Genomic DNA, 26,073 nt, shown 5'->3' with positions numbered 1-26,073 from the left:
GGCCGGTTCGGCGACGGCGGGACGGGGCCGGTGTCAGTGGCGTCGGGGAGGATGCGGTCAGGCACTACTGGGGGCGGAGGTCTCGTGGGCGAGGAACCGCGGTACATCGACGTGGCGGAGCGGCGGGCCAGGCTCGCCCTGCGGCACCGGCTGGCCACCGGCACGCGGGCGAGCACACCGGAGGAGGTCGCCCGGGCGCTGGTCGCACTGCACGGGACGGACCCGGCGACGGTGTACCTGGGCGTGGGCGCCCGCCTGGCGGACCCGGCCGGAACGGTGCCGCGCACGGAGCACGCGCTGTACGAGGACCGCACGCTGGTGCGGATGCACGGCATGCGGCACACGGTCTTCGTCTTCCCGGCGGAGCTGACCGCCGTCGTCCACGCCTCGACCGGCATCGCCGTCGCCGCCCGTGCCCGCGCCGCCCTGATCAAGGACATGGCGAAGGCGGGCGCGCCGGACGCGGCCTGGCTGACGGAGGTCGAGGAGTCGGCGCTGGCCGCGCTGGCCCGGCGTGGGCAGGCCACGGCCGCCGAGCTGGCCCAGGACGAGCCGCGGCTGCGGGAGCAGTTCGCGTACGCGGCCGGGAAGAGCTACGAGGGCGTGCACACGGTCTCCTCGCGGCTCCTGCGCGTCCTCGGCGTGGAGGGCAAGGTGGTCAGGGGCCGGCCGCTCGGCTCCTGGACGTCCACCCAGTTCCGCTGGGCCCTCGCGCCCGAGCATCCCGAGCTGGACGTCGCCGGCGCGCAGAGCGATCTGCTGCGCCGCTGGCTGGCGGCCTGCGGCCCGGCGACCGAGGCCGACCTGAAGTGGTGGACGGGGTGGCGTGTGACGGACGTGCGGCGGGCGCTGGCCGCGGTGGGGGCGCGGGAGGTGAGGGTGGACGAGGGCACGGCGTACGTCACCGGGGACGACGTCGCCCCGGTGACCGGTCCGGAGGAACCGTGGGCGGCCCTGCTGCCCGGCCTCGACCCCACGGCGATGGGCTGGCAGCAGCGGGACTGGTACCTCGCGCCCCGGCTGCGGCCGGCCCTGTTCGACGGCAGCGGCAACGTCGGCCCGACGGTGTGGTGGAACGGCCGGGTCGTCGGGGCCTGGGCCCAGCGAGCCGACGGCGGGATCGCCTGGCGGATCCTGGACCGGGAGGGGCTGGGCGCGGAGGCGGAGGCGGCGATCGACCGGCTGGCGCGGGAGCTGGAGAGCCGGCTCGGCCCCACCCGGGTCACACCGCGCTTCCGCACACCGCTGGAGAAGGAACTGGCGGCGTCGTAGGCCGGGCCGGGCGCCCGCGTCCACGGGGCGCCCGGCGTCCGGGCTCAGCGCGAGTAGCGCATCAGCGCCCGCACCATGTGACAGGTCGTGCCCGACGGCCGGTGCACGCCGATGAGTTCGGCGATGCCGCGGATCGTCTCGTCGCGGGCCTGGTGCGGCAGGTGGACGCCCGAGTCGAGCAGCGCGATGGCGAGCCGCATCGCCTTCAGACGGCGGTTGTGGATGACGTACCACTCCCGCGGCCGCCCCGGCGGCAACGGCCGCTTCGCCACGGGTTCGTAGGGCAGGTCGAGCAGGACGGGACGCTTCACGGTGGACTGGGTCGGCAACGGCTTCGGCTTCAGTGCGGCAGCGGCCACAGGCATCCTCCTGTCGCGGTGGGAGCGCCGCGGAAAACTCCGGCGACGCTCTCGAACACTGGGTCAATTCTACCGCCCGGCACTGACAACCGGGGCCTGCGAAGTTCATGAATCTGCGCAGGTGAAACACCATAATTGACGCCCTGTCACCAATGTTTCGCACGGGACGCAGGGTGCGGCAGAAATTCGAACAGACGGATTTGCCGGTCCCGGCCCCTGAAGTACCGTGGGCCGTATGGAGATCTGGATCAATCCGGCCTGTTCCAAGTGCCGCAGCGCCATCGGGCTGCTCGATGCCGAGGGGGCCGAGTACACCGTGCGCCGCTATCTGGAGGACGTGCCGACCGCGGAGGAGATCCGGGAGGTGCTCGGGCGGCTGGGGCTGGAGCCGTGGGACGTCACGCGGACGCAGGAGGCCGCCGCGAAGGAGCTCGGTGTCAAGGACTGGCCCCGGGACTCCGGGGCGCGCGAGCGGTGGATCGCGGCGCTGGCGGAGCATCCGAAGCTGATCCAGCGTCCGATCATCACGGCCGACGACGGCACGGCGGTCGTGGCGCGGAGCGAGGAGGCGGTGCGGGACGCGCTGGGGCGCGGGTGAGCGCCGGCGCGACGGCGTGCGGCGTCGCCGAAGCGGCGTGACGTGTCGCCAACTCTCCTATGACGCAGGTCACTTCAACTGACATCGCAACCGCTGAGTAACCTCGTGCGGCATCTCGTACCTAGCGGCGTACGCTCCCCCACCTCTTCAGGAGGCGCGCATGTCGCGTAGGCGCACTGTCAGCACCAAGAAGAAGGTCGCGCTGCTGGTCACGGCCGCGGCGGTGGCCGGCGGCGGGGCCTTCGCCCTCGCCGCCACGTCCAACGCCGCGCAGCCGGAGACCCCGCGGACCCTGTCCGCCGCGGACTCGACGGCCTGTCAGGGGCTCGCCACCGCCCTCGGCAACAACCAGAAGTTCATCGACGGCCAGCGGGCCGACCCGGACGCGCTGTCCGAGGCGCGGATCGCCAACCGGCAGGAGGTCATCGAGGAGATCAAGCGCAAGCAGGCCGCGTCCGGATGCACGGTTGGGGAGTCGGCTCAGGACTCCCAGGCCGGGCAGCAGGAGGCGCAGAACGGCCAGGAAGCCGGACAGCAGGCCGGACAGGAGAACGGACAGCAGGCCGGTGCCGCCGGGAACGCCGGCGGCGATGTCGCCGCGTCCGGCCGGCAGGTGTGCGAGGGCTCCACCGTGACGCTCTCCGGCGAGGGCGGCGCACCGGCCGCGTCCAGCAACCAGTTCCCGGCGGGCACCACCCTGAAGGTCACCAACCTGGACAACGACAAGGCCATCACGGTGAAGGTCACGTCCGTCTCCGGCAGTTGCGTCCTGCTCAACGACGCGGCCTTCGAGGAGGTCCGCGAGCCGGGCAAGTTCCTGATCCGGCGCGCGCTGATCGAGAAGGTGGGCTGACACCCACCCCACGACGGGAAGGGGCCCGCTGTTCCCAACCGGGAGCGGCGGGCCCTCGCCGTGCGCGGCGCCGGGATCGACGACCGCCTCACCGGCCCGCACTTCCGGACGGGTGGCGCGACCGCCGGGCGCCGGCTGCCCGGCGGGAGGTGTCCGCGCAGTGAGAAGAGGGTCCTGTCCAAACACGGGGTCTGCTTCAATGGGGGCATGGTCGGTTTCCGGGAGTGCGTCGCGACGAGCCGCGACGATCTGGAGCCGTTCTGGCCCTCCCGTCAGCACCACGACTTCGACCGGCTCTGTTGCCGCGCGCCGCACGCGCGGACCCGGTGAAGCCGTAACCCACCGGTCTCCGGCCCGCGCGGAACGACGTACGTCCCGACGCGCCCGACCACGAACTCGCGGCCGTCGGCCCTCCGGCGAACCTCTCCCGCGAAAAGAGCTGACCTGTCATGGCGACCACCCGTTCTCTGACCGACGCCTCCCTTCCCGCCCCCGTCTCCTCCCGCTCCCCCTCGCCCTTCTCCGCCTCTGCCCCTGCCTCCGTCTCCGCACGGCACCGGCTGCGGGCCGTGGGCCGGGACGACGTCGTGGGGATCGCCGATCTCCTGCCGCCCGGCGCCACCTGGCTGCCGGCTCCGCCGCACGCCCTGCCCAGGCTGCCGGGCCGGCCGCCGATGGTCGGATACCTGGTGCTCGTGCCCGCCGACCAGCAGCAGCCGCATCTGCCGGTGGCGGTGCCCGGCCATCCGGGCCGCCCGGAGGCCGGGGCGGACGGCGACACCGCGCCCGCTGCCGGCGACCCGCTCGTCCGCGTCGACACCGCACGGCGGATCGCGGAGGTGGACGGGCACGAACTCGACCTCACCTACCTGGAGTTCGAGCTTCTGGCCCATCTCGTGGCGCACCCGCACCGCGTGCACACCCGCGACCAGCTCGTCTCCACGGTCTGGGGCTACGGCCATGTGGGCGACGGTCGCACCGTCGACGTCCACATCGCCCGGCTGCGCCGCAAACTGGGCACCGAGCACCGCCGGGCGATCCAGACCGTACGCCGCGTAGGCTACAAGTACGCTCCGCCGGCCGGACGTTGATCTCTGCCGAGGGCAGAATCCGGTTCCCTGCCACGGCCCGGACGGGCACAGTCACCGGTATGAGACTTCTGGTGCTGGGTGGTACGGAGTTCGCGGGGCGGGCCGTCGCCGAGGCGGCGGCCGGGCGCGGCTGGGATGTGACGGTCCTGAACCGGGGGCGGCACGCGCCCGTTCCCGGAGTGCGGTCGTTGCGCGGCGACCGCACCACGCCGGACGGGCTCGAAGCCCTGACGGACGGCGCGTGGGACGCGGTCGTCGACACCTGGTCGGCCGCGCCCCGCGCGGTCCGGGACGCGGCGCGGCTGCTGCGGGACCGCGCCGGCCGGTACGTGTACGTGTCGACCTGCTCGGTGTACGCCTGGGCCCCGCCCGCCGGCTACACCGAGGAGGCGCCGCTGGTCGAGGGCGCCGAGGCAGGCGCAGGGCAGACGGAGTACCCGCAGGACAAGCGGGGCGGCGAGCTGGCCGCGGTGGAGGCCTTCGGGGCGGACCGCTCGGTGCTCGTACGGGCCGGGCTCATCCTCGGGCCGCACGAGAACATCGGGCGGCTGCCCTGGTGGCTGAACCGGATCGCGCGGGGCGGCCCCGTGCTGGCGCCCGGTCCGCGGGACCTGCCCCTCCAGTACATCGACGTCCGCGACCTCGCCGCGTGGATCCTCGGGGCGCTGGAGCGGGAGCTGAGCGGGCCGTACAACATGGTGAGCCCGGCGGGGCACGCGACGATGGGCGAGCTCCTTGAGGCGTGCGTGCGGGCCACCGGCGCCGACGCCGAGCTGCGCTGGACCGATCCGGAGACCGTGCTCGCGGCGGGCATCGAGCCCTGGACGGAGCTGCCGGTCTGGACGCCTCCGGGCAGCGAGGCCCACCGGGCGCTGGGCGGCGCCGACGTCGGCCGTGCCCTCGCGACCGGCCTGCGCTGCCGCCCCGTGACCGAGACGGTCGCGGACACCTGGACCTGGCTCCAAGCCCTGGGTGGTGCGGCCCCGCAGCGCCCGGGCCGGCCTCCGCTGGGCCTGGATCCGGCCGTGGAGGCGAAGGTGCTCGGGCTCTAGAGCGAAGAGAATTCCCGGACTCGAGGCGGCCTTGAGTTTCAGTTGGTGCTGCCGCAACTGCCAGGGCAGACACGGCAGTTGCGGCCTGAGTGACCCGAGAATCGCGCATCAATTCGTGGGTCGGCTGAACACGCCCGGGACCACGTCCGTATCCATGGGAGCCGCTTCACTCCTGTCGGGCGCCTCGATGCTGCCCCGCAAGGAAGTCAGAGGAGTTCCATGGGACGCAACACACGCAAACGCCGAATGCCGCTGGCCACCAAGGCCATAGCCGGGGCGGCGGCCCTAGCGCTCGGTGGGGGCGGGCTTGTCTGGGCGAACTACTACGCATCCGCGCACGAGTCGAAGAACGACGCGTGGGGAGGCAACCGGACGAAGGCCGTCAACGCGCAGGTCGCGACGATCAAGTGCCCGGACATCGGTCAGCAGCTCACCGCCGTGCCGGAGCAGGCCCGTGGAGAGGTCGACGGCGAACTCGCCACGCTCGACCAGCAGATCACCGAGGCCTACCAGCGGCTGGCCACCACGCGCGACGCGCAGGCCAGGGACGCGAGCTTCGTCCAGAACTCCATCCTGGGCCCGCTGAAGGACCGGCGGAAGGCGATCCTCGACCGGATCAGGCTGGAGATCAACCGGGCCGGCGGCAGGACGCCGGGCAACCTGGACGACATGGCGCCCTGCACCGGCACCCCCGTCGAGCAGAACCAGACGGACGCGGGCAACGGCGAAGGCGGTCAGGACAACGGCCAGAACGACGGCCAGGACAACGGGCAGGACAACGGGCAGCAGGGCGACAACGGCGGCCAGGACAACGGCGGTCAGAACGACGGCGGGCAGCAGGGCGGAGACGACGGGCAGCAGGGCACCGGCGGTCAGGCCGGAAACGGCCCGGTCGCGGCGGACTTCGTGGACATCACCACGGTCCAGGCCAACGTCAAGGCCAAGCCGCGCAAGAGCCGGGGCGCCTCGAACGGCACCTTCACCACACGCTGCGGTGTGAACGCCAACGGCAACCACAACACCGACAACGTGATCGTGGCGCCCGGCGTGGCCAACGGCGCCCACCACCTGCACGACTACGTCGGCAACCAGAAGATCGACGCGTTCGCGAGCAACGACACGTTCCTCCAGGGCGGCACGAGCTGCCAGAACAAGAACGACCTGTCGGCGTACTACTGGCCGGTGATCCGGGTCCAGGACGGCTCGCAGGACTTCGACCAGGACGCGGACGGCGGCGGCAAGGAGGGCAACGTCGGCCGGATCCTCAAGCCGCTCCAGGCGGAGATCAAGTACGTCGGCAGCCCGACCGGCAAGGTCGTCGCCATGCCGCAGTTCCTGCGCATCATCACCGGTGACGCCAAGACCACGACCAACGGTCTGGCCAACGCCAACGCGCACTGGAGCTGCACCGGCTTCGAGAACAAGGTCCAGCTGACGGAGCAGTACCCGATCTGCCCCGAGGGCAGCAAGATGGTCCGCACGTTCGCCTTCCAGAGCTGCTGGGACGGGCAGAACACCGACAGCGCCAACCACCGTACGCACATCGCCTTCGCCGACGATCGCGGCAACTGCCCCAGCGGCTTCAAGGCCATCCCGCAGCTCACCATGCGCCTGGTCTACGACGTGCCGCGGCCGACCGTCGAGAACGGCGTGGTCAAGAACGCCTACGCGGTCGACGGCTTCCCCGAGCAGCTGCACAAGGCGCACACCGACCACGACGACTTCATCAACATCACGACCGGCGGCCTGGCGAACAAGATCGCCAACTGCCTCAACACGGGCCGGAACTGCAAGTGACGCCCTGATCCGGTGACACCGGTCCGGTGACCTCGTGAAGAAGGCCGGCGGCGGGAGAGATCCCGCCGCCGGCCTTCGCCGTGTGCCCGAGTGACTCAGCCGCCGTGGGCGCTGTGGTCGGTGCCGGTCTCCACGTCGCCGCCGAGGGTGGCGCGCAGCGCGGTGACCACGCCGCTGTCGCCGACGGCGACCCACTTGCGGCCGACGAGGTAGGAGCCGCCGTAGTCCTTGGCGTCGTCGATCCACTCCCGCTGGCCGCGGTCGGTGGCGAAGGTGGCGAGGACGAACTTGCCGGAGGAGACGGTGCAGATCGCCTGCCGGATGGTGTCGGCGTCGGTCTGCATGTCCGGCTCGCACTCGACCTCGGCGGCCAGGCTCTCCAGGCTGCCGGTCGCCGTCGGCGGCACCTTCGCCGCCGCGCGGTCGCCGGAGCCGCACCCCGTCAGCGCCAGTGCCGCCGCGGCACCGGCCACCGCGAGCATCGGTCGGGTCACCCTCATCTGTTCCTCCGGTAGCTTCCGGCACTCCGTTCCCGGCGGCACGCGCCACAAGCATGCCGCGCCGGGCCCCGGCAGGGGGCCGCCCTTCGATACGGCTCCGGCGCGCACAGCGCTCAATCGGGTGGACGCCGCCTGCACACGCGTGCGAACGTGAGCCGGTGAACCAGGACTGGGAAGACCGCGTGGCCGCCGCCTGGGCCCGCATCGACGACTTTTCCGAGGACGAGGCGCCCGCGTTCCGGGCCGGGATCGACGCGCTCGTCGCCGAACTGCCGGACGGCAGCCCGCTCGGCCCGTTCGAGCAGGCCTGCGCCTGGGACTCCACCGGCCGCTCGGACCAGGCGGTGCCGCTCTACCAGGAGGCCCTGGAGCGCGGGCTGAGCGGCTACCGGGGCCGCCGGGCCAGGATCCAACTGGCCAGCTCGCTGCGGAACCTCGGCCGGCCGGAGGAGGGCGTCAAGCTGCTCACCCCCGAACTCGACGGTCCCTCCGACGAGTTGGACGACGCCGTACGGGCGTGCCTGGCGCTGTGCCTGTCCGGTCTCGGCCGTGACCGCGAGGGCCTGTCCCTCGTCCTCGGCGCCCTCGCGCCCCATCTGCCGCGCTACCAGCGCTCGATGGCGAACTACGCCCGGCTGCTGGTGGAGCCGGAGGACTGAGACCGCGGGCCACGGTGTGACCAAGGACCGGCTCGCTCGTTTGCCTGGACGTGCAGTCACAGGATGTCGCCCCGCGTCACAAGTCCTCCCCCGGGCCGGTCGTCGATGCCGAGCGGGCCGAGGCCGCGCTCGTCGAGCACTATCCGCGTCTGGTCCGGCTCGCCTATCTGGTGCTGCCGCCCGGGCTCGGGCGGGGCCGCCGGGTGCTGACGGCGCACGCGCTGGCCCAGCGGGCGCTGCCGCGGGGCAGGACGTCGGCGACCGTGATCCCGGCCCAGTCGGCCGGCCGCGAGTCCGACCCGGGCTACGCCTTCGTCCGCCTCCAGGTGATCCGCACGGCGCTGGGGGCGGGCCGCCCGCCGCGGCGCGGGATCCGGCCCGGACGCGCCCGCCTGCGGCCGCTGCTGCCCCTGGTGTGGGGGCTGCGCCTGTTCCCGCGCTCGGGCGGCGCCGACGAACTCGCCCTGGACCAGAAGCTGGCGACCCTGTCCGGGCCGGCCCGTGCCGCCTACGTCCTGCGCGGTCTGGAAAGGCTCCCCGACCCCGCCGTGCGGGAGGTGCTGACGGCCGCGGGCGTCGCCGACCCGGTCGCCGCGCTGCGCCAGGCCGACCGCCTGCCCGCCCAGTACGCGCTCCTCGACTCCCCGGAGTTCGACCCCTGCTCGTTGCAGGCCCGGCCCACCGATCTGAAGCGGCGCCGGCAGCACACCAGGGCCGCGCTCGCCGCGGCGGCGGCCCTCGCCGTGTGCGGTGCGCTGGTCGCGCTGCCGGGCGGCGGCTGGGGCCCCGACGGCGCCGCCGCGCCCGCCTACGCGCACAACCCGTCCGCGGAGGCCGCCCTCGACCCGGGCAGGCTGACCAGGATCGCCCCCACCGCCTGGCGGACCTCCGCGCGGCTCGACCTCTCCGTGTGGCCGGCCCGCGGGAACCTGGCAGGCGACACGGCCCTGCTGCGCCGCGCCCTCGCCGTCTGGGCCCGCCCCGGCGACACCGTACGGGTCTCGGCCACCCCCGGCACCGCCACGGGCGGCCCCGCGGGACCGCCGCAACTGCTCTACGCCGGCGAGGTCGACAACGCGCGCGTGGTGCTCTTCCACGACGGACTGCGCATCGCCCGCTACGCCGAGCCGAAGGACTCCGCGGCCGGGGCGGCCCTCGACTTCGCCCGGGTCGACGGCGCCGCCGGCGCCGAGGCGAGCGCGGTGGTGCTGGGCCGCGCCGACGGCAACGTCCGCTATCTGACGGCGCCCTGGGTGAAGGCGGCGGCCGAGCGGGACCTGCTCAAGCCGGACGCCGGGGCGATGGACCTCGGCCTCACGGGCGGCGTCACCGCGCCGCTGGCCAGCCCGGTCCAGCAGACCAACGGCTGCACCTCGTGGAACGTGCTCCAGCTCACCGGTGAGCCCGGCACGCCTCTCCTGGCCGACCTCGGCGAACTGGCCCCCGCCCACCTCACCACGGGCCGCCCCGACGCCCCGCAGGAGGCGTCGGGTGCGGCGGGGCTGCGTGCCTGGGCGCCGCTGGCCTGCTCGCTGGCTTCCGTGCGCGCGCAGGGCGTCCGGTCGGTCAACGCCTGGGAGTACGCCGAGCAGCCGCTGCCCGACGCGACCGGCTCGGCCGCGTGGGTGTGCACCCGCGCCGACACCTGGCGCGGCGACGGACCCCTGGTGCAGGCCCAGTTCCACACGCCCGGCGGGAAGTACGCGGCGGTCGCGGCCCAGGCCGAGAACGTGCCCGCGTGCGGCGCGCGCGATCCGCACGTCCTGGCCGGGGTGCTGTGGAAGTCGCAGGAGGGCGCCTGGTACCTGCTGGCCGCCGGCAGCCGGGACACCGCCTCGGTCAGCGCCACCGGAGGGGTCAGCGCCTCCGCCCAGGGCCACTTGCTCGCTGTACGGACCCGGCAGGGCGCACAGGCCGACCTGAAGGGGACGCTGGACGACGGCAGGTCCGTCACCGTGCTGCGCGGGAAGTGACCGGCCGGCGCGGCGGGGTGTGACGAGCCGCGGTCGAACACCGCGGTCGGTCCTTGCCGGTCCGTTCGGGGCCGGAATCGATCGGTAAGGTGTTCGTATGACTACCGGGGTTCGCCGCAGGATGGGAGTCGACGAACGACGGCAGCAGTTGATCGGCGTCGCCCTCGAACTGTTCAGCCGCCGCTCGCCCGACGAGGTCTCCATCGACGAGATAGCGTCGGCCGCGGGCATCTCGCGCCCGCTGGTCTACCACTACTTCCCCGGCAAACTCAGCCTGTACGAGGCCGCGTTGAAGCGCGCCTCGGAGGATCTGGCGGGCCGGTTCGCGGAGCCGCACGAGGGCCCGCTGGGAGCGCGGCTGCTGCGGGTGATGCGCCGGTTCTTCGACTTCGTGGACGAGCACGGGCCCGGTTTCTCGGCGCTGATGCGCGGCGGCCCGGCGGTTGGCTCTTCGACGACCAACGCGCTCATCGACTCCGTCCGGCAGGCCGCGTACGACCAGATCCTTTCGCATCTCGGGATCGATCAGCCGCCCGCGCGGCTGGAACTGGTCGTCCGCTCGTGGATCTCCCTCGCGGAGTCGACGGCGCTGATCTGGCTGGACGGCCGGCGCATCCCGCGTGCCGAGCTGGAGGTCCAGCTCGTGCACGACTTCGGCGCGCTGGTCGCCGTCGGCGCCGCCCACGACGAGGAGATGGGCGCACTCATGCGCGGGGCCTTCAAGGACGAGCCGGCCGACGGCCCCTTCCTGGACCTGGTCGGCCGGCTCGTCGCCCTCGCCTCCTGACGCTGCTCTCCAGCCTCGCTAGGCGTCGAACTTCCGGTACGAGGCGTCGAGGTCGCGGACCTCGGCCGACGCGTGCAGCGCCAGGCCCTCGGCCGGCTTCACATGCTGCCGCAGCGCCTCCAGGACCGCCTCCGTGAGGCGTGCCTTCGTCTCGTCGGTGCGCCCGGTCAGCAGGCCGACGGTGACGTGCACGATCGCGTGCCCCTCGGTGTCCGGACCGACGACGGTGTCCTCGGTCCGGCGGAACTGCGTCTTGCACGCCGGGGGCTTGGCGGCCGCGATCTCGACCGTGCGGGCGTGCAGCTCCCGCGCGAAGGCACGCCGGTCGAAGGCGTCGGCCAGCCGCTCGGAGTAGTCGACGGTGATCTGCGGCATGAGCTCTCCTGTTCCGGGCCGACCGGGGACCCGCGCTAGTTCCTGAACACCGCGACCGTACGCGCCGGGACCGTGAACGTCCCGGTCGCCCTCTCGTACGACGAGGTCCTGACCACCGGATCGGCGCCCGCCGTCTGCACCGGGTGCAGCCGGTACCCGGTGCCCGCCAGCTCCGCGACGCGCTGCCGCTGCCGTTCGGGCGTGGCGTTGAACACCACGACGAGATCGCCGAGCCTCATGGTGATCACGCCGGGCGTCTCGTCGCCGCCCGACAGCGGGAAGGACAGCTCCCGCTGCACCTGCGCCGCCGTGGCCAGGGAGAACACCTGCTCCGTCGTACGGATGCGCAGCAGGTCCCGGTACGCGGCCGAGGCGCCCTGGATCTGCGGGCAGCCCACCGCGACGGAGGTGAGCAGCGGCTTGGCGTACGGCCACTTGTCCCGGTTGTCGGCCGCCATGGGCAGCCCGCGGCCGAAGCCGTTGCCGTCGGCGCAGTTCCAGTGGATGGCGTTGAACCAGTCGCCGCTGTCGTAGGAGTTGCGGTCGAGGGACTTGGAGCGCAGCAGGTCGGTCCCGGCCTGGGACAGCGCGGGCCCCTGGGACAGCGCGGCCGTCGCCATGGCGAGGACCTGCATCCGGGCCCGGTCGTCCGCGCTCGTGGAGGACGGCAGTTTGTAGGCGAGGGCGTCGAACAGCGACTCGTTGTCGTGGGCGTCGGCGTAGGCGAGGGCGTCGCCGGGGGCGTCCGCGTACCCGGCGGGCGCGCCGTTGTAGTCGACCTCGGCGCCGGTGACCTCCCTGCCGCCGGTGTCGGTGAAGCGGTACGCGGCGAGGTTGCCGCTCAGGCCGACCTTGATCAGGTCCTGGTAGTGCAGCAGGCGGGCCTTCTGCTCGGAGCTGCCGCCGTTGGCCGGCGAGGAGTTGGGGTCGGTGTAGAGGCCGGAGGCGAAGCCCTGGACTCCGGGGTCGTCGTCGAAGGGGCCGCCACCGCGGACCGCGTCACGGGCCCGGTCGGAGAAGGTGGCGATGCCGGTGCCCGCCATGTTCTTCTGCGTGGCCTGGACGAACCGCGCGTCGTCGGCGACCTCGCCGAAGTTCCAGCCCTCTCCGTACAGGATGATGCTCCTGCCGTCGACGCCGTCATTCTTGAGCGTGAGGGCGTCGAGTGCCTTGCGGACCGCGAGCATGTTCGCCTTGGGGTGGTGGCCCATGAGGTCGAAGCGGAAGCCGTCGACCTTGTACTCCTTGGCCCAGGTGACGACCGAGTCGACGACCAGCTTGCCCATCATGGCGTTCTCGGGCGCGGTGTTCGCGCAGCAGGTGCTGTCGGCCACCGAGCCGTCGGCGAGAAGCCGCTGGTAGTAGCCGGGCACGATCCGGTCGAGCACGGAGGTGTCCGCCTGGCCGGCGGCGGCCGTGTGGTTGTAGACGACGTCCATGACGACGCGCAGCCCGTCCTGGTTGAGCGCCTGGACCATCCGCCGGAACTCGACGGTACGGGCCGTGCCGTCCGGGTCGGTGGCGTAGGAGCCCTCGGGGACCGTGTAGTGGTAGGGGTCGTAGCCCCAGTTGTAGGCGTCCTTCGCGGCGGTCGCCGCCACGCACGCCTGCTGCCGCTCGGAGTCGGCCGGGTAGGAGGCCGGGTCGCAGTCCGGGACCGCCTGGTCGGCCCTCCTCTCCGGGATGGTGGCGATGTCGAAGGCGGGCAGCAGGTGCACGTACGACGTGCCCGCCTTCGCCAGTTCGCGCAGGTGGCGGGAGCCGTCGCTGTTCTTGTCGGTGAAGGCCAGGTAGGTGCCCTGGTCCTTGGCCGGGACCGTCCGGTCCGCGACGGAGAAGTCGCGGATGTGCAGCTCCTGGATCTGGGCGTCCCTGAGCGGTACGGCCTTGGGCTTGGCCAGGCCCGGCCAGCCGCTCGGGGTGAGCGCCCGGTCGTCGAGGTCGACGACGAGGCTGCGCTCGGAGTTCGCGGTGAGGGCGACCGAGTAGGGGTCGGTGACCTTGTTGGTGACCACCTTGCGGACGGTGGGCGCCCAGACGGTCACGACGTACCGGTAGGGCTTGTCCTTCCAGGACGCCGGGCCGGTGACGGACCAGACGCCGGTGGTGTCGTCGCGGTGCATGGCGACCGTCCTGCCGTCCAGTTCCAGGGCCACGTTCCGCGCGGTCGGCGCCCACACGCTGAGTGTGGGCCTGCCCTGGTGGAAAAAGGGGCCGAGTTGCGCCTTGGCGGCAGGGGTGCCGTACACGTCGTCGAGCACGCCCGCGAGCTGGACGCCCGTCGCCGCGATTACGGCGCCGTTGGCGGCTCGCTGGGAGGCGACGACCTGGCCGCGCAGGGCCTCGCGGACGCGGGCGCGGTCGCGCGGGTCCACGGACCAGGCGGTGTAGTCCTTCAGGTGCGGGAACCTCGCCTGCTGGGCGTCGGTGAGCGTGGTCCTCGCCAGGCGCAGCCAGCGCTCGTCGTCGCTGGTCAGCGTTCCGTCCTGGACGGTGATCGAGCCGTCGTGGGAGTAGAGCAGCTGGGTGGAGGCGGCGCCTTCCACGCCCTTGAGGGCCACGGTGTCCCGGTCGATCCAGACCGCCTTCGAGGTGGTGAGGTCGAGGGCGCCCGCGCCGCCGGCGGGCTGCGGCAGCAGGGGCTTGTCCTGGCCGCTCATCAGCCACACCTCGTGGCCGTCGGCCGCCGTGAGGTCCAGGGACTGGTCCGCGGGCAGGTCCTTCTCGTCGCCCTTGTGGATGATGTAGCCGAGACTGGTGGCACCGTCGGTGAGCGGTACCTCGAAGACCGCGCCATAGGAGTCAGTCTTGACCGGCTGGAGGGGTTTCGACCAGTCGGTGGGGTTCGCGGCGCCGGTCCACACGTGCAGACCCCAGCCGTCGTAGTTCCCGTCGGCACGGTGGTAGTGGAGGACGGCCTTGGCCGGGTCCTGCGCCGGATACCCGGGGCGCGTGGTCCGTACGTCCTCCTTGCCCTGCTCGATCCAGACCTCGCCCGTCCGGGTGACGTCGATGGTCCGGTCGGCGGAGACGTCCTTGGTGCCGTCCTTGTCGATGACCAGGAAGCCGACGTCGGAGGCGCCCGGCTTCAGCTTGACGTACGCGAAGGCTCCGTAGGCGTCGCGGCCGGTGAACGGGTGGCTGTCCGGCCAGGTGGTCGACTCCCCGTCGGCGAGGTCGCCCCAGGCGTACAGGCCCCAGTCCGCGTAGTCGCCGTCGGCGCGCTTGTAGTGGACGACGGCGTAGTCGCGGGAGGCGGCGGTGGGGACCTCGGGGGCCGGCGGGGTGCCGGTGGTGGAGGCCGCGGTGGCGCCCGCCGTGCGCCCAGCGGAGTCGACGACGACGGCCTTGTAGCGCAGGGCGGTGCCGGCCGGGACGGTACGGGGCAGGGTCTGGGTGACCCGGTAGGGGGCGTGGTCGGCGGAGCCGAGCACCTTCCAGGGGCCGTTGCCGGTCTGCGCGGCGAAGACGACCCGGTCGAGCTGCCCGCCGGTGACGTCGGCGTTCAGCTCGACGGTGCCGGTGGCGCCCGCGGCGGGGGGCGTGAGGGTGACGGCCGGCTCGGTGGCGGGCCGGTCGAGGGTGCCCGCGGCCTTGAGCACGACGGCCGATCCGGCCGGGACGGTGACGGTGACCCTGCGGTCGGCGCCGGAGGTCACGGCGGCTTCGGTGCCGTGGATCCCGCGGTACGTCATGCGCGCCGAGCCGGTGGCGAACGTGGCCGTCCGCGCCTCGCCCGCGTTGTTGACGGCGACGACGTACTCGGCCCCGGTCCGGGCGTCGGTGCGGGTGAAGGCGTAGACGCCGGGCCCGTCCGCCGCGTACCGCTCGGTCTGGACCCCGTCGGCGAGGGCCGGGTTGTCCTTGCGGAGCTTCGCGAGGGCGGCGATCTGCCGGTAGAGGGGCGAGGAGGTGTCGTAGGCGTCGCTCGCGTGGCCGCGGCCCGTGCCGATCCGGTCGTCGTCGAGGTAGTCGGCGACCTTGGAGGCGAACATGGTCTGGCGGGCGTCCTTGTCGCCGCCGGAGCCGGTGAAGCCCTGCTCGTCGCCGTAGTAGACGACGGGGTTGCCGCGGCTGAGGAACATCAGCTCGTTGGCGAGCATGTCCTTGCGCAGGATCTCGGCGTCGGTGGCCTTCGGGTCGTCCTGCTTCAGGAAGTAGCCGAAGCGGCCCATGTCGTGGTTGCCGAGGAAGGTGACCTGCTCGTAGGCGTTGGCCTTGTCGGTCGTGTACCTGTAGTCGTCGCCGAAGACCCCCGCGAGCCTCTTCGCGCTGCCGCCCTGGGAGACGTAGGCGCGGGCCGCGTCCTGGAACGGGAAGTCGAGCGTGGCGTCGAGGCGGCCCTCGGTGACGTACGGGGCGTTCACGGAGGTGTCGGCGGAGTAGACCTCGCCGAACATGAAGAAGTCCTTGCGGCCGTGGGCGGCGGCGTACGCGTCGAGCGCCGTGGCCCACTGGGTCCAGAACTGCATGTTGACGTGCTTGACGGTGTCGATGCGGAAGCCGTCGACGCCGAAGTCCTTCACCCAGCGCTGGTAGATCCTCTCCATGCCGCTGACGACCTCGGGGCGCTCGGTCCACAGGTCGTCGAGGCCGGAGAAGTCGCCGTACGTGGCGTTCTCGCCGGCGTAGGTGGAGTCGCCGCGGTTGTGGTACATCGTGGGGTCGTTGAGCCACGACGGGACCTTGGCGTTCTTCTTCGCGGCCGGGACGACCGGCGTGCGCGGGAAGGAGGACGTGTCGACGGCGGGGAACTTCCCCGTGCCGTCCGCATAGGTGGCGTCGTCGAAGGGCCGGCCGTCCTTCGTCAGGTACGGGAACGCGCCCTTGGACAGGTACTCGTGGGCGCCGCCCTCGTAGTCGACGACGTCGGCGGTGTGGTTGGTGATGACGTCGAAGAAGACCTTCATGCCCTTGGCGTGCGCCTTGGAGATGAGGGTCGTGAGGTCCTTGTTGGTGCCGAAGTGCGGGTCGACCCGGGTGAAGTCGGTGATCCAGTAGCCGTGGTAGCCGGCCGAGGCGTCCTTCCCCGTCCCCTGCACGGGCTGGTTCTTGAAGATCGGCGCCAGCCAGATGGCCGTGGTGCCCAGACCCTTGATGTAGTCCAGCCGGCTGGTCAGGCCCTTGAGGTCGCCGCCCTGGTAGAAGCCCTTGTCGGTGGGGTCGTAGCCGGTGACGAGCCGTGAACCGGTCAGCCCGCCCCGGTCGTTGGCGGTGTCCCCGTTGGCGAAACGGTCCGGCAGGACGAAGTAGAACTGCTCCCGGGTGCTGTCGTGCCGGGCGGGCTCGGCGGCCAGCTTCGCGTCCGAGGGCGGCGCGGGCGGCTTTTCGGCGGCCCGCGCCGTCAGCGGCGGGAGGAGTGCTGCGGCAATCGCGGCCGCGGTGACGGCGGCGACGCGTCTGCCTGACGGGGTGCGGCGCCGCGAGGGCGCCGGCCATCTCGGTATCACGGGGTGAACTCCTTGGCGGTACGGCTCACTTGACTGCGCCCCCTCGCCCCGGCGTTCAACCACACCACCGGGCGCGGCCGCGACCGTATCGCCCGCGAAAGGCTTACTGCAATACCCCTGAAAGTCACAGCAAGCATTTTCAACGGACGGCGAGCCGGTACGTCGGCCGGCTCGACCGGCCGCAGGAGCAGGCGCGGGGTCGTCAGCAGCTCGACTTGCCCGCGTAGATGGCGAGGGCGGTGTTCGGGGCGACCGATGCCTTGAACCAGCCGCTGCCGTCCACCGTGACGGTCCTGTTGCTCTGCACATCGCAGTAGGTGCCCGCGGGGAGCGAGGTCTGGTACGAGCGATCGGCCGTCGTGTTCTCGTGGTTGATCACCACGTAGCCCTTGGCGCCGCGGCCGAACACGATGAGGTTGTTGCCGTTGTCCCACCAGTTGGTGACCGCCTGGCCGCGGGTGGCGTTGCGGAAGGCGACCATGGACTTGATCTCCGGCCAGGCGTGCTGGCACTTCCAGCCGTCCTGCCAGCAGGCGTTGACCTTGCCGCTGTTGGGGGGACCGGCGTCCGCGTCGGACCACTCGTAGGCGGAGTTGATGTCGGGGGCGCCGTAGGGCCAGGCCAGCATGAAGACGTTGGCCAGCGTGTAGTTCGCGCCGTTCTTGTAGCTGAGGGTCGAGCCGTTGCGCTCGGTGTCGTGGTTGTCGACGAAGACGCCGGCCACCGAGCTGTTCATGTAGCCCCAGCCCTCGCCGTAGTTCTTGAGGTAGGCGAGCTTCTCGTTGGTGAAGACCCGCTTGAGGTCGTAGGCGTAGCGGAACTCCTGGACGTCGCCGTTGCCCGTGTACTCGGTCGGCTGGACCGCCTCCCCCGCGCCGGAGATGACCTCCTGCTTCCAGTAGGCGGAAGGGTTCTTCAGCCGCGACTTGACGGTGGCGAGGTCGGCGGCCGGGATGTGCTTGGCCGCGTCGACTCGGAAGCCGTCGACGCCCAGGGAGAGCAGGTCGTTCATGTAGCCCGCGATGGCCTGGCGGACGTAGTCCGACCCGGTCCTGAGGTCGGCGAGGCCCACCAGTTCGCAGTACTGGACGTTGTAGCGGTCCTGGTAGTTGGTGATGTCGGTCCTGCAGTCGTTGAAGTCGTTGTTCGAGTACAGGCCCGGGTAGCCGTACTTCGTGTACGAGGAGCCGCCGGTGCCGGTGCCGCTGCCCGCCGACATGTGGTTGATGACCGTGTCGACGACGACCTTCACCCCGGCCGTGTGGCACGTGTTGACCATGTTCTGGAACGCCGCGCGGTCACCCAGCCGGCCGGCGATCCTGTAGCTCACCGGCTGGTACGAGGTCCACCACTGCGGGCCCTGGATGTGCTCGGCGGGCGGGGAGACCTGGACGTAGCCGTAGCCGGCCGGGCCGAGGGTGTTCGCGCACTCCTTGGCGACCGAGGCGTAGTTCCACTCGAAGAGGACCGCGGTGACGTCCTTGGTGCCGGGCGGGGAGGCGGCGGCGGGCGCAGCGAGGGCCACCGAGGCGGCCACGGCGAGGGCGGCCGCGCATGAAAGGGGTCTGCGGATGGTCATGTGGGGGTTCCTTCGTCGTTGAAGGCTCTTGCTGAAAGGTTCAGCAAGTCGTTGACCCCGGATGGTAGAAGGCCCGCCGCCTCAACGGGCAGCGGGCCGTGGGGAGTTGATGTGAAACTGTGACCTGCCGGGTCAGGCCGTGGTCCACCACACCGTCGTGTCGGAGGGCACCTTCGCCTCGCCGTCCGCCTCCGTGACCTCGCCGCTCGCGAGCAGCACACGGCCGTACGCCGGGGTGGTCACCGACTCGCCGGTCGTGTTGGCCACGCAGACGAACTCGCCGCGCCGGAAGGCGAGGACGCCCTCGGGGGCGCGCAGCCACTCCACCGCGTCACCGGCGCCCAGGTCGGGGTGGGCACGGCGGGCGGCGAGGGCCGAGCGGTACAGCTCCAGGGTGGTGCCCGGCACGCCCTGCTGGGCCTGAACGCTCAGCCGGCCCCAGTGCGCGGGCTGCGGAAGCCAGCTCCCCCCGCCGCCGAAGCCGTACGAGGAGCCCTCGCGGGTCCACGGGATCGGCACCCGGCACCCGTCGCGGAACCCGTCCTGGCCCGCACCGCGGAAGTACGCCGGGTCCTGGCGCACCTCGTCCGGCAGGTCCACGACGTCCGGCAGGCCCAGTTCCTCGCCCTGGTAGACGTACGCCGAACCGGGCAGCGCCAGCATCAGCAGCGTGGCCGCGCGTGCCCGGCGCAGGCCGAGATCGCGGTCGCCCGCGCTGCGGATCTGGGTGCCGAGGCCGGGCGGGTTGGCGAACCGGGTGGCGTGCCGGGTGACGTCGTGGTTGGACAGCACCCAGGTGGCCGGGGCGCCCACCGGCCGCATCGCCTCCAGGGTGCGGTCGATGACCTCGCGCAGCTCGTCGGCGTCCCACTCGGTGCCCAGGTACTGGAAGTTGAACGCCTGGTGCAGCTCGTCGGGGCGCACGTAGTTCGCGGTCCGCTCGACGGTCGGGGTCCACGCCTCCGCGACGAAGATCCGGTCGCCCGAGTACTCGTCGAGGATGTGCCGCCACTGGCGGTAGATCGCGTGCACGCCGTCCTGGTCGAAGAACGGCATGACATCGTTGCCCAGCAGCTTCAGCTGGTCGTGGCTGCCGAGGTCGGGCAGCCCTTCGGCCTTGACCAGGCCGTGGGCCACGTCGATGCGGAAGCCGTCGACGCCCATGTCGAGCCAGAACCGCAGGATCGAGCGGAACTCGTCGCCGACGGCCGGGTGGTCCCAGTTGAAGTCGGGCTGCTCGGGCGCGAACAGGTGCAGGTACCACTCGCCCGGGGTGCCGTCCGGCTCGGTGACCCGGGTCCAGGCGGGGCCGCCGAAGATGGACTCCCAGTCGTTGGGCGGGAGTTCGCCGTCCGCGCCCTTGCCGGGGCGGAAGTGGTAGCGGTCCCGCAGCGGGGAGCCGGGGCCCTCCGCGAGCGCGCGCTTGAACCATTCGTGCTGGTCGGAGGAGTGGTTGGGCACGATGTCGACGATGATCCGCAGGCCCAGCGCATGGGCGTCGCGGATCATCGCGTCGGCGTCCAGCAGGCTGCCGAACATGGGGTCGACGGCACGGTAGTCGGCGACGTCGTAGCCGCCGTCGGCCTGCGGGGAGGCGTAGAACGGGCTGAGCCAGACGGCATCCACGCCGAGGTCGCGCAGGTACGGCAGGCGGGAGCGTACGCCCTCCAGGTCGCCCATGCCGTCGCCGTCGCTGTCGGCGAAGCTGCGCGGATAGACCTGGTAGATCACCGCGTCCCGCCACCAGTCGCGGCGCGTGGCGACGGTGGTGGCAGCCGCTTCGGAGAGGGGGGATTCGGCCGGGAAGTGCTGCTTGCTCATGGCGTCCTTGGTGCGTCGGGTGTGCTCGGGCGGGGGCGAGAGCTCGGGGCGCTTGCTTGTCATGGGTGCGGGGACGGCGCCGGGGTGACGAGGCGGCCGCGGTGACAGCGGGGTCGGGTCGTTCACCGCGGCCGCCACCCGCGCGGGTCAGGCGCGCGGGAGCCGTTGTCGGGCGTGGGGGGCGGTCAGCCCTTGGTGCCGCCCGCGGTGAGGCCGGTGACGAGGTTTTTCTGGACAAGGTAGAAGAAGACCGACACCGGAACGGCGATCAACACCGCGGTGGCGGCCATGTAGTTCCACTGGGCGTCGTGCTCGCTGACGAAGCTCTGCAGGCCGACCGCGAAGGTGTACTTGGAGTCGTCCAGCATGAAGGTGGTCGCGAAGGCGACCTCGCCGACGGCGGTGATGAAGTTGTAGAAGGCCGCGACGGCCAGTCCCGGGCGGGCCAGCGGCAGGATCAGCCGCGCGAAGGTGCCGAAGGGGCTGAGCCCGTCCACGCGTCCGGCCTCGTCGATCTCGAACGGGATGGTGTCGAAGTATCCCTTGAGCAGCCAGGCGCTGTAGGGCACGGCCGTGGTGCAGTTGATGACGATCAGGGCCCAGTAGGTGTCGATGAGACCGAACCGGCTGAAGATCTCGTACATCGGCACGATCAGGATGGCGATCGGGAAGGCCTGGGTGAGCAGCAGCACCCACATCAGCTGCTTGTAGCCGGGGAACCGCATGCGCGAGACCGCGTAGCCGGTGGTGGCGGCGACGAAGACACCGATCAGGGTGGTGCCGAGGGCCACGATCATCGTCGACTTGAACCAGTCGAAGAAGGCGGTGTGCTGCAGCACGAAGCCGTAGTTGGAGAAGGTGAGCTTGCCGAGGATCTTGCCCGGGTGCAGGTAGTCGTCCTTGTCCGGGCCGAGGGACAGGAAGAACAGCCAGGCCACCGGGGCCAGCGCGATCAGACTCGCCAGGGCGAGGCCGCCGTGCAGCAGGGCGCCGCCGAGCCGGCCGCGCTCGCCCCGCCGGCGGGTGCCGCCCGGAGGCGCCGCGGCGGGGGCCTGGCCTGCCGGTGTCTTCGCGAGGGTCGTGGTGCTCATGGGGGCGGCTCCTGCGGCGTCAGACGGCGAGCTGGTCATTGCGCTTCAGCCAGCGGAAGTAGAAGGAGGTGAAGACGGTGAGGATCGACAGCAGCAGTACGCCGTACGCGGCGGACTGGGCGAAGTCGCGGGGCTGCTGTCCGAAGCCCAGGTAGTAGGCCCAGGTGACGAGGATCTGGGCGTCGGGCGCGCTGGTGGGGCCGAACAGCAGGAAGATGATGGCGAACTGGTTGAAGGTCCAGATCACGCCGAGCAGCACCACGGTGGAGCTGACCGAGCGCAGTCCGGGCAGGGTGACGTACCGGAACCGCTGCCAGGCGTTCGCGCCGTCCATCTCCGCTGCCTCGTAGAGCGTGGAGTCGATGGACTGGAGCCCGCCGAGCAGCGAGAGCATCATGAACGGCACACCGCACCAGGTGTTGACCATGATCGCGGCGAACCGCTGCCAGAAGGCGTCCTCCAGCCATTGCGGCTGGGGCAGGTGCAGAGTTCCGAGCATCTGGTTGAGCACACCGGAGTCGGCGAGCATGATCCGCCAGGAGAAGACCGTGACGAAGGCGGGCACGGCCCAGGGCAGGACCAGCAGCAGCCGGTAGAAGGTGCGCCCGCGCAGCTTCTGGTTGAGCATGAGCGCGAGGCCGAGACCGATGCTGTAGTGCAGGAACACACAGGCGGCCGTCCAGAAGACGGTCCACAGGAAGTGCGACCAGAACCGGTCGTACGAGGTCGGGCCGAACAGGATGTCCTGGTAGTTGTCCAGCCCGATGAACTTGTAGGTGGCCTCGATGTGGTTGACGCCGATGGTGCGCGCCGAGTTCAGGCTGTTGGCGTCGGTGAGGGTCAGGTAGAAGCCGCGGATCAGGGGGTAGCCGACGATGCCGCCGAGCACGAACAGCACCGGCGCGATCATCGCGTAGGCGTACCAGTGCTTCTGGAACGCGTTCCTCAGGCGCTGCGCCGGCCCGGGCCGAGGCGCGCGGTCACCGCTGCGTCTGCCGGTCGCGCGGTCGATGGCGACTGTCATGGTTCGACACCTTTTGCAAGATCAGGGAATGGGGCCGGGCGCAGGCCGGTGGCCGCCGGAGTGCTCCCCTTCCGCGTCGGCGGGGCACTCCGGCGGCCACGCCGGCTCACTTGGCGAAGTCGGGGACCAGCTTGGAGATCGCGAGCTCGGCGTTGTCCAGGCCCTTGTCCAGGGACTCCTTGCCGGCGGCCACCTTGGCCAGCTCGGTGTCGAGCGGGCCCCACAGGGAGCTGTACTCGGGCAGCGCCGGGCGCGGCTGGGCGGCGGACAGGACGCCCTGGTAGCCGGCGATGCCCGGGTCGGCCTTGACCTCGGCGGTGTAGGCGTCGTCGCGGGTGGGCAGCGTGGCGTTCTTCAGGGCGATGGTCTCCTGCGTCTTCGCCGAGGTCATCCAGTTCACGAACTTCAGGGCCGCGTCCTGGTGGGCCTTGTCCGAGCCGGCGTAGACGGAGAGGTTGTGGCCGCCGGTCGGGGCGCCCGCCTTGCCGGAGGAGCCGGCCGGGACGGTGGCGATGCCCAGGTTGGACTTGTCCGTGAACGCGGGGCCCTTGTAGAAGTTCGTGATCTCCCAGGGGCCCTGGACGATCGCGGCGACCTTGCCGTTGACGAACGCGTCCTGGATGTGCTGGTAGGCCTCGGCGGTGGTGTCCGCCTTGTGCAGGCCCTTGCCGTCGAACAGGCTGAGCCAGGTGCCGTAGCCCTTCTTGGCGGGCGCCGAGTTCATGGTGATCTTCTTGGCGCCGGCGTCGACGGTGTCGGTGCCCTCGCCGTAGAGGAAGTTCTGGGCGTAGTAGGCCTGGGTGGAGCCCCAGTAGCCGTCGACGCCGGTCTTGTCCTTGATCTTCGCGGCGGCGGACCTCAGCTCGTCCCAGGTCTTCGGCGCCTCGGTGATGCCGGCCTTCTTGAACAGGGCCTTGTTGTAGACCAGGGCCAGGGTGTCGGTGACCAGCGGGACGCCGTAGGTCTTGCCCTCGTACTGGGCCTGCTTGATCAGGCTGGGCTGGAACTTGTCCTGGTCGGCGAGGGCCTCGGTGCCGTCCAGCGGCACGAAGTAGCCCTTCTTGGCGAAGGCCGGGGTCCAGCCGACCTCGGAGCGCAGCACGTCCGGGGCGCCCTTGGAGCCGGCGGCCGTGTCGAACTTGTTCTGCGCCTGGTCGAACTGGACGTCGACGTACTTGACCTTGATGCCCTTGTTGGCCGCTTCGAACTCCTTGACCAGGGCCTCGTACGTCGGCGCCTCGTTGGTGGCGTTGGAGGTGTCCCACCAGGTGATGGTCACCGGACCGTCCGACTTGTCGCCGTTGTCGCTCCCGCCGCACGCCGTCGCCGTGAGGGCGAGGGACGCCACCAGCGCGGTGGCCGCTATGCCACGCCGCATGAGTTCTCCTTGAGGGTTAAGCCCGTGAACAGGGAACGGCCCCGTCCGCCGCCCTGCCGCCTTGCCGGCCGCGCCGTTGCCGCCGCCGGGCGACGCAGAACGTAACAGCGTTGCAAGCTCCGCGAAAGACCTTGCAGAAAAAAAGTGCAAGGCACCGGACGAGTTACCGCTTCGTGACCCACGCCTGAAGCGCCTACGCACCTGATTTCACGCGGACAGGCGGCCGATCGGACACTTGTGCAAGACTCTGCAAGCCCTTGCCAGACCGTGGCGGGGAAGGAATCATCCCGTTGCGGACCGGACGCCGAGACCCGGACGTCGACCGGACGCCGACCGAACACGAGGGATCGCGATGACGCAGCAGCCCGCAGCGGGCCGTTCAACGGCTCGCACCAGGCGCCCCATCGGTGGGCAGGGCGGGGGACGACCGGTACAGTCCGGTCATGTGACCACACGGCTTGCCGACATCGCTCTCCAGGCGGGGGTGAGCGAAGCGACCGTCAGCCGCGTCCTCAACGGGAAGCCGGGCGTCGCCGCCACCACCCGCCAGTCCGTGCTGGCAGCCCTCGACGTCCTCGGCTACGAGCGCCCGGTGCGGCTGCGGCAGCGCAGCGAGGGCCTGGTGGGACTGATCACCCCGGAGCTGGAGAACCCGATCTTCCCGGCGCTGGCGCAGGTCATCGGCCAGGCGCTGACCCGGCAGGGATACACCCCGGTGCTCGCCACCCAGACCCCCGGCGGGTCCACGGAGGACGAGCTGACCGAGATGCTGGTGGACCGCGGGGTCGCCGGGATCATCTACGTCTCCGGACTGCACGCGGACACGACGGCCGACATGGAGCGCTACGAGCGCCTGCGCGCCCAGGGCGTGCCCTACGTCCTCGTGGACGGCTTCTCCCCCAAGGTGCAGGCGCCGTTCATCTCCCCCGACGACCGGGCCGCGATGACCCTGGCGGTCACCCACCTCGCCTCCCTGGGGCACACCCGCATCGGCCTGGCCCTCGGCCCGAAGCGCTTCGTCCCGGTCCAGCGCAAGATCGAGGGCTTCGTCCGCGCCATGCGGGACCAGCTCGGCCTGGCCGCGGACGTCGTCGAGTCGGAGCTGATCCAGCACTCCCTCTACACCCTGGAGGGCGGCCAGGCCGCGGCCACCGCGCTCATCGAACGGGACTGCACGGCGATCGTCTGCGCCAGCGACATGATGGCGCTCGGCGCGATCCGGGCGGCCCGGCAGCGCGGACTCGAGGTTCCGCGGGACGTCTCCGTCGTCGGCTTCGACGACTCCCCCTTGATCGCCTTCACCGACCCGCCCCTGACGACGATACGCAAGCCGGTGCCGGCGATGGGCCAGGCCGCGGTGCGCACACTGCTGGAGGAGATCGGCGGGACGCCCGCGCCGCACAGCGAGTTCGTGTTCATGCCGGAGCTGGTGGTGCGTGGTTCGACCGCTTCGGCCCCCGGGGACCGCCATCGTCCCTGAGACGGAGAACATGCGAACGGAACCCGACCGGGGGATGATCGGTGGACGAACGCTTTTCTGGCAGACTCTGTGCCTATGGGTGATTCGACCGTGACACGACGGGAAGGCCGGGAAAAGGCCGTTCCACACCTCGTCACGGATGAACAGCGCCCCACCGCCCTGGAGCGGCTGCGCACCCCCCGCCGCCCGCGGCTGTGGTTCGAGATCCTGCTGATCGGGGTGAGTTACTGGACGTACTCACTGATCCGCAACGCGGTCCCGGAGCAGAAGGCCCAGGCGCTGCGCAACGCGGACTGGGTCTGGAGCGCCGAGCACCGCCTCGGCATCGCCGTCGAACACTCGGTCAACCACGCCGTGAACTCGGCGACTTGGCTGATCATCAGTATGAACTACTACTACGCGACGCTGCACTTCGTGGTCACCATCGGCGTCCTGGTATGGCTCTACCGCACGCACCCCGGCCGCTACGCGGCGGCCCGGCTCACCCTGTTCGTGACGACGGGCGTGGCCCTGCTCGGCTACTACCTGTACCCGCTGGCGCCCCCGCGCCTGATGACCGGCGGCCGCTTCGTCGACACGGTCCAGGTGCACCACACCTGGGGCTCCATGGCCTCCGGCGACCTCAAGAACATGTCCAACCAGTACGCCGCGATGCCGTCCATGCACATCGGCTGGTCCCTGTGGTGCGGTCTGACCGTCTTCGCGCTGTCCGCGGTTCCGTGGCTGCGCGTCCTCGGGCTGCTCTACCCGGTGGCCACGCTGGTCGTCATCGTCGCCACCGCCAACCACTTCTGGCTCGACGCGGTGGGCGGCGTCCTGTGCCTCTCCTTCGGCTTCACGGTGGCCCGCGTCTGGTACGGCGCGCTGCCGCACGCCCTGCCACGGCTGACGCCGGCGCTGCGTCCGACGGGGGCCTAGGCCCTGTCGTCAAATT

Annotated in this window: 20 protein-coding genes; 11 read left to right on the top strand and 9 right to left on the bottom strand. The window is 71.4% G+C overall.

Annotated elements, in window-relative coordinates:
• Positions 1-84: 84 nt before the first annotated feature.
• A complete protein-coding gene (locus ACF09J_RS01080) occupies positions 85-1,272 on the top strand; it encodes a winged helix DNA-binding domain-containing protein (protein WP_392303263.1) in 1,188 nt (395 codons plus the stop codon).
• Between the two features lie 44 nt (positions 1,273-1,316).
• Here the strand turns inward: ACF09J_RS01080 and ACF09J_RS01075 are convergent, their stop codons facing one another.
• A complete protein-coding gene (locus ACF09J_RS01075; protein WP_392303262.1) occupies positions 1,317-1,631 on the bottom strand; it encodes a hypothetical protein in 315 nt (104 codons plus the stop codon).
• A gap of 235 nt (positions 1,632-1,866) precedes the next feature.
• On the opposite strand from ACF09J_RS01075, the gene ACF09J_RS01070 reads away from it, so the two are divergent.
• The 5 genes from ACF09J_RS01070 to ACF09J_RS01050 all read left to right on the top strand — a co-directional run bounded on the left by ACF09J_RS01070 (position 1,867) and on the right by ACF09J_RS01050 (position 7,022).
• A complete protein-coding gene (locus ACF09J_RS01070) occupies positions 1,867-2,229 on the top strand; it encodes an arsenate reductase family protein (protein WP_392303261.1) in 363 nt (120 codons plus the stop codon).
• A gap of 160 nt (positions 2,230-2,389) precedes the next feature.
• Positions 2,390-3,082, top strand: coding sequence for a hypothetical protein (locus tag ACF09J_RS01065; protein ID WP_392303260.1), 693 nt, complete (start codon positions 2,390-2,392; stop codon positions 3,080-3,082).
• 449 nt (positions 3,083-3,531) lie between these two features.
• Positions 3,532-4,173: a winged helix-turn-helix domain-containing protein gene (locus ACF09J_RS01060; RefSeq protein WP_392303259.1), complete on the top strand. Its 642-nt coding sequence runs from the start codon at positions 3,532-3,534 to the stop codon at positions 4,171-4,173.
• Positions 4,174-4,232: 59 nt separating this feature from the next.
• Complete coding sequence (locus ACF09J_RS01055) at positions 4,233-5,225, top strand: NAD-dependent epimerase/dehydratase family protein (RefSeq protein ID WP_392303258.1); 993 nt, start codon at positions 4,233-4,235, stop codon at positions 5,223-5,225.
• 219 nt (positions 5,226-5,444) lie between these two features.
• A complete protein-coding gene (locus tag ACF09J_RS01050; RefSeq protein ID WP_392303257.1) occupies positions 5,445-7,022 on the top strand; it encodes a DUF1996 domain-containing protein in 1,578 nt (525 codons plus the stop codon).
• Positions 7,023-7,117: 95 nt separating this feature from the next.
• Here the strand turns inward: ACF09J_RS01050 and ACF09J_RS01045 are convergent, their stop codons facing one another.
• On the bottom strand, positions 7,118-7,522 hold the full coding sequence (locus ACF09J_RS01045) for a hypothetical protein (protein WP_392303256.1): 405 nt from the start codon (positions 7,520-7,522) through the stop codon (positions 7,118-7,120).
• 158 nt (positions 7,523-7,680) lie between these two features.
• Between ACF09J_RS01045 and ACF09J_RS01040 the strand changes: the two genes are divergently transcribed.
• From ACF09J_RS01040 to ACF09J_RS01030, 3 genes are all read left to right on the top strand, one after another.
• The gene (locus ACF09J_RS01040) at positions 7,681-8,181 is read left to right on the top strand and encodes a tetratricopeptide repeat protein (RefSeq protein ID WP_392303255.1); all 501 of its coding nucleotides are present in this window, start codon (positions 7,681-7,683) and stop codon (positions 8,179-8,181) included.
• A 50-nt stretch (positions 8,182-8,231) separates the two neighbouring features.
• Positions 8,232-10,154 (top strand): hypothetical protein, encoded by a 1,923-nt coding sequence (locus ACF09J_RS01035; RefSeq protein WP_392303254.1) that lies wholly within the window; start codon positions 8,232-8,234, stop codon positions 10,152-10,154.
• Between the two features lie 97 nt (positions 10,155-10,251).
• Positions 10,252-10,941 carry a TetR/AcrR family transcriptional regulator gene (locus ACF09J_RS01030; protein ID WP_392303253.1) on the top strand — a complete coding sequence of 230 codons (690 nt, stop codon included), beginning with the start codon at positions 10,252-10,254 and terminating at the stop codon, positions 10,939-10,941.
• An 18-nt stretch (positions 10,942-10,959) separates the two neighbouring features.
• Here ACF09J_RS01030 and ACF09J_RS01025 read toward each other — a convergent pair whose 3' ends face one another.
• The 7 genes from ACF09J_RS01025 to ACF09J_RS00995 all read right to left on the bottom strand — a co-directional run bounded on the left by ACF09J_RS01025 (position 10,960) and on the right by ACF09J_RS00995 (position 23,659).
• On the bottom strand, positions 10,960-11,316 hold the full coding sequence (locus ACF09J_RS01025) for a 5-carboxymethyl-2-hydroxymuconate Delta-isomerase (RefSeq protein ID WP_392303252.1): 357 nt from the start codon (positions 11,314-11,316) through the stop codon (positions 10,960-10,962).
• A 35-nt stretch (positions 11,317-11,351) separates the two neighbouring features.
• A complete protein-coding gene (gene pulA, locus ACF09J_RS01020; RefSeq protein ID WP_392303251.1) occupies positions 11,352-16,766 on the bottom strand; it encodes a pullulanase-type alpha-1,6-glucosidase in 5,415 nt (1,804 codons plus the stop codon).
• A 202-nt stretch (positions 16,767-16,968) separates the two neighbouring features.
• Entirely contained in the window at positions 16,969-18,345 is a 1,377-nt protein-coding gene (locus ACF09J_RS01015; protein WP_392303250.1) for an alpha-amylase family protein, read from the bottom strand.
• 132 nt (positions 18,346-18,477) lie between these two features.
• Positions 18,478-20,166, bottom strand: coding sequence for a glycoside hydrolase family 13 protein (locus ACF09J_RS01010; RefSeq protein ID WP_392303631.1), 1,689 nt, complete (start codon positions 20,164-20,166; stop codon positions 18,478-18,480).
• Positions 20,167-20,351: 185 nt separating this feature from the next.
• Positions 20,352-21,257 (bottom strand): sugar ABC transporter permease, encoded by a 906-nt coding sequence (locus ACF09J_RS01005; protein ID WP_392303249.1) that lies wholly within the window; start codon positions 21,255-21,257, stop codon positions 20,352-20,354.
• A 19-nt stretch (positions 21,258-21,276) separates the two neighbouring features.
• Positions 21,277-22,281: a carbohydrate ABC transporter permease gene (locus ACF09J_RS01000; RefSeq protein WP_392303248.1), complete on the bottom strand. Its 1,005-nt coding sequence runs from the start codon at positions 22,279-22,281 to the stop codon at positions 21,277-21,279.
• Between the two features lie 106 nt (positions 22,282-22,387).
• On the bottom strand, positions 22,388-23,659 hold the full coding sequence (locus ACF09J_RS00995) for an extracellular solute-binding protein (RefSeq protein WP_392303247.1): 1,272 nt from the start codon (positions 23,657-23,659) through the stop codon (positions 22,388-22,390).
• Between the two features lie 445 nt (positions 23,660-24,104).
• Here ACF09J_RS00995 and ACF09J_RS00990 point away from each other — a divergent pair, with 445 nt between their 5' ends.
• Together ACF09J_RS00990 and ACF09J_RS00985 are read left to right on the top strand one after the other, a co-directional pair.
• Positions 24,105-25,139, top strand: coding sequence for a LacI family DNA-binding transcriptional regulator (locus ACF09J_RS00990; protein WP_392303246.1), 1,035 nt, complete (start codon positions 24,105-24,107; stop codon positions 25,137-25,139).
• 75 nt (positions 25,140-25,214) lie between these two features.
• Positions 25,215-26,057 (top strand): phosphatase PAP2 family protein, encoded by an 843-nt coding sequence (locus ACF09J_RS00985; RefSeq protein ID WP_392303245.1) that lies wholly within the window; start codon positions 25,215-25,217, stop codon positions 26,055-26,057.
• Positions 26,058-26,073 lie beyond the last annotated feature (16 nt).

Source organism: Streptomyces sp. NPDC014889 (assembly GCF_043081205.1).
In the GTDB taxonomy this organism is placed as follows: Bacteria; Actinomycetota; Actinomycetes; order Streptomycetales; family Streptomycetaceae; genus Streptomyces.
The sequence above is the reverse complement of the archived record's forward strand: the minus strand, read 5'-3'. Positions and strand labels throughout refer to the sequence as shown.

What these genes read in the sequence shown, in the direction of transcription:
- ACF09J_RS01070 (WP_392303261.1), top strand. Translation starts at nt 1,867, where the DNA reads ATGGAGATCTGGATCAATCCGGCCTGTTCCAAGTGCCGCAGCGCCATC.
- ACF09J_RS01065 (WP_392303260.1), top strand. Translation starts at nt 2,390, where the DNA reads ATGTCGCGTAGGCGCACTGTCAGCACCAAGAAGAAGGTCGCGCTGCTG.
- ACF09J_RS01060 (WP_392303259.1), top strand. Translation starts at nt 3,532, where the DNA reads ATGGCGACCACCCGTTCTCTGACCGACGCCTCCCTTCCCGCCCCCGTC.
- ACF09J_RS01055 (WP_392303258.1), top strand. Translation starts at nt 4,233, where the DNA reads ATGAGACTTCTGGTGCTGGGTGGTACGGAGTTCGCGGGGCGGGCCGTC.
- ACF09J_RS01050 (WP_392303257.1), top strand. Translation starts at nt 5,445, where the DNA reads ATGGGACGCAACACACGCAAACGCCGAATGCCGCTGGCCACCAAGGCC.
- ACF09J_RS01045 (WP_392303256.1), bottom strand. Translation starts at nt 7,522, where the DNA reads ATGAGGGTGACCCGACCGATGCTCGCGGTGGCCGGTGCCGCGGCGGCA.
- ACF09J_RS01030 (WP_392303253.1), top strand. Translation starts at nt 10,252, where the DNA reads ATGACTACCGGGGTTCGCCGCAGGATGGGAGTCGACGAACGACGGCAG.
- ACF09J_RS01025 (WP_392303252.1), bottom strand. Translation starts at nt 11,316, where the DNA reads ATGCCGCAGATCACCGTCGACTACTCCGAGCGGCTGGCCGACGCCTTC.
- ACF09J_RS01015 (WP_392303250.1), bottom strand. Translation starts at nt 18,345, where the DNA reads ATGACCATCCGCAGACCCCTTTCATGCGCGGCCGCCCTCGCCGTGGCC.
- ACF09J_RS01010 (WP_392303631.1), bottom strand. Translation starts at nt 20,166, where the DNA reads ATGAGCAAGCAGCACTTCCCGGCCGAATCCCCCCTCTCCGAAGCGGCT.
- ACF09J_RS01005 (WP_392303249.1), bottom strand. Translation starts at nt 21,257, where the DNA reads ATGAGCACCACGACCCTCGCGAAGACACCGGCAGGCCAGGCCCCCGCC.
- ACF09J_RS01000 (WP_392303248.1), bottom strand. Translation starts at nt 22,281, where the DNA reads ATGACAGTCGCCATCGACCGCGCGACCGGCAGACGCAGCGGTGACCGC.
- ACF09J_RS00995 (WP_392303247.1), bottom strand. Translation starts at nt 23,659, where the DNA reads ATGCGGCGTGGCATAGCGGCCACCGCGCTGGTGGCGTCCCTCGCCCTC.
- ACF09J_RS00985 (WP_392303245.1), top strand. Translation starts at nt 25,215, where the DNA reads ATGGGTGATTCGACCGTGACACGACGGGAAGGCCGGGAAAAGGCCGTT.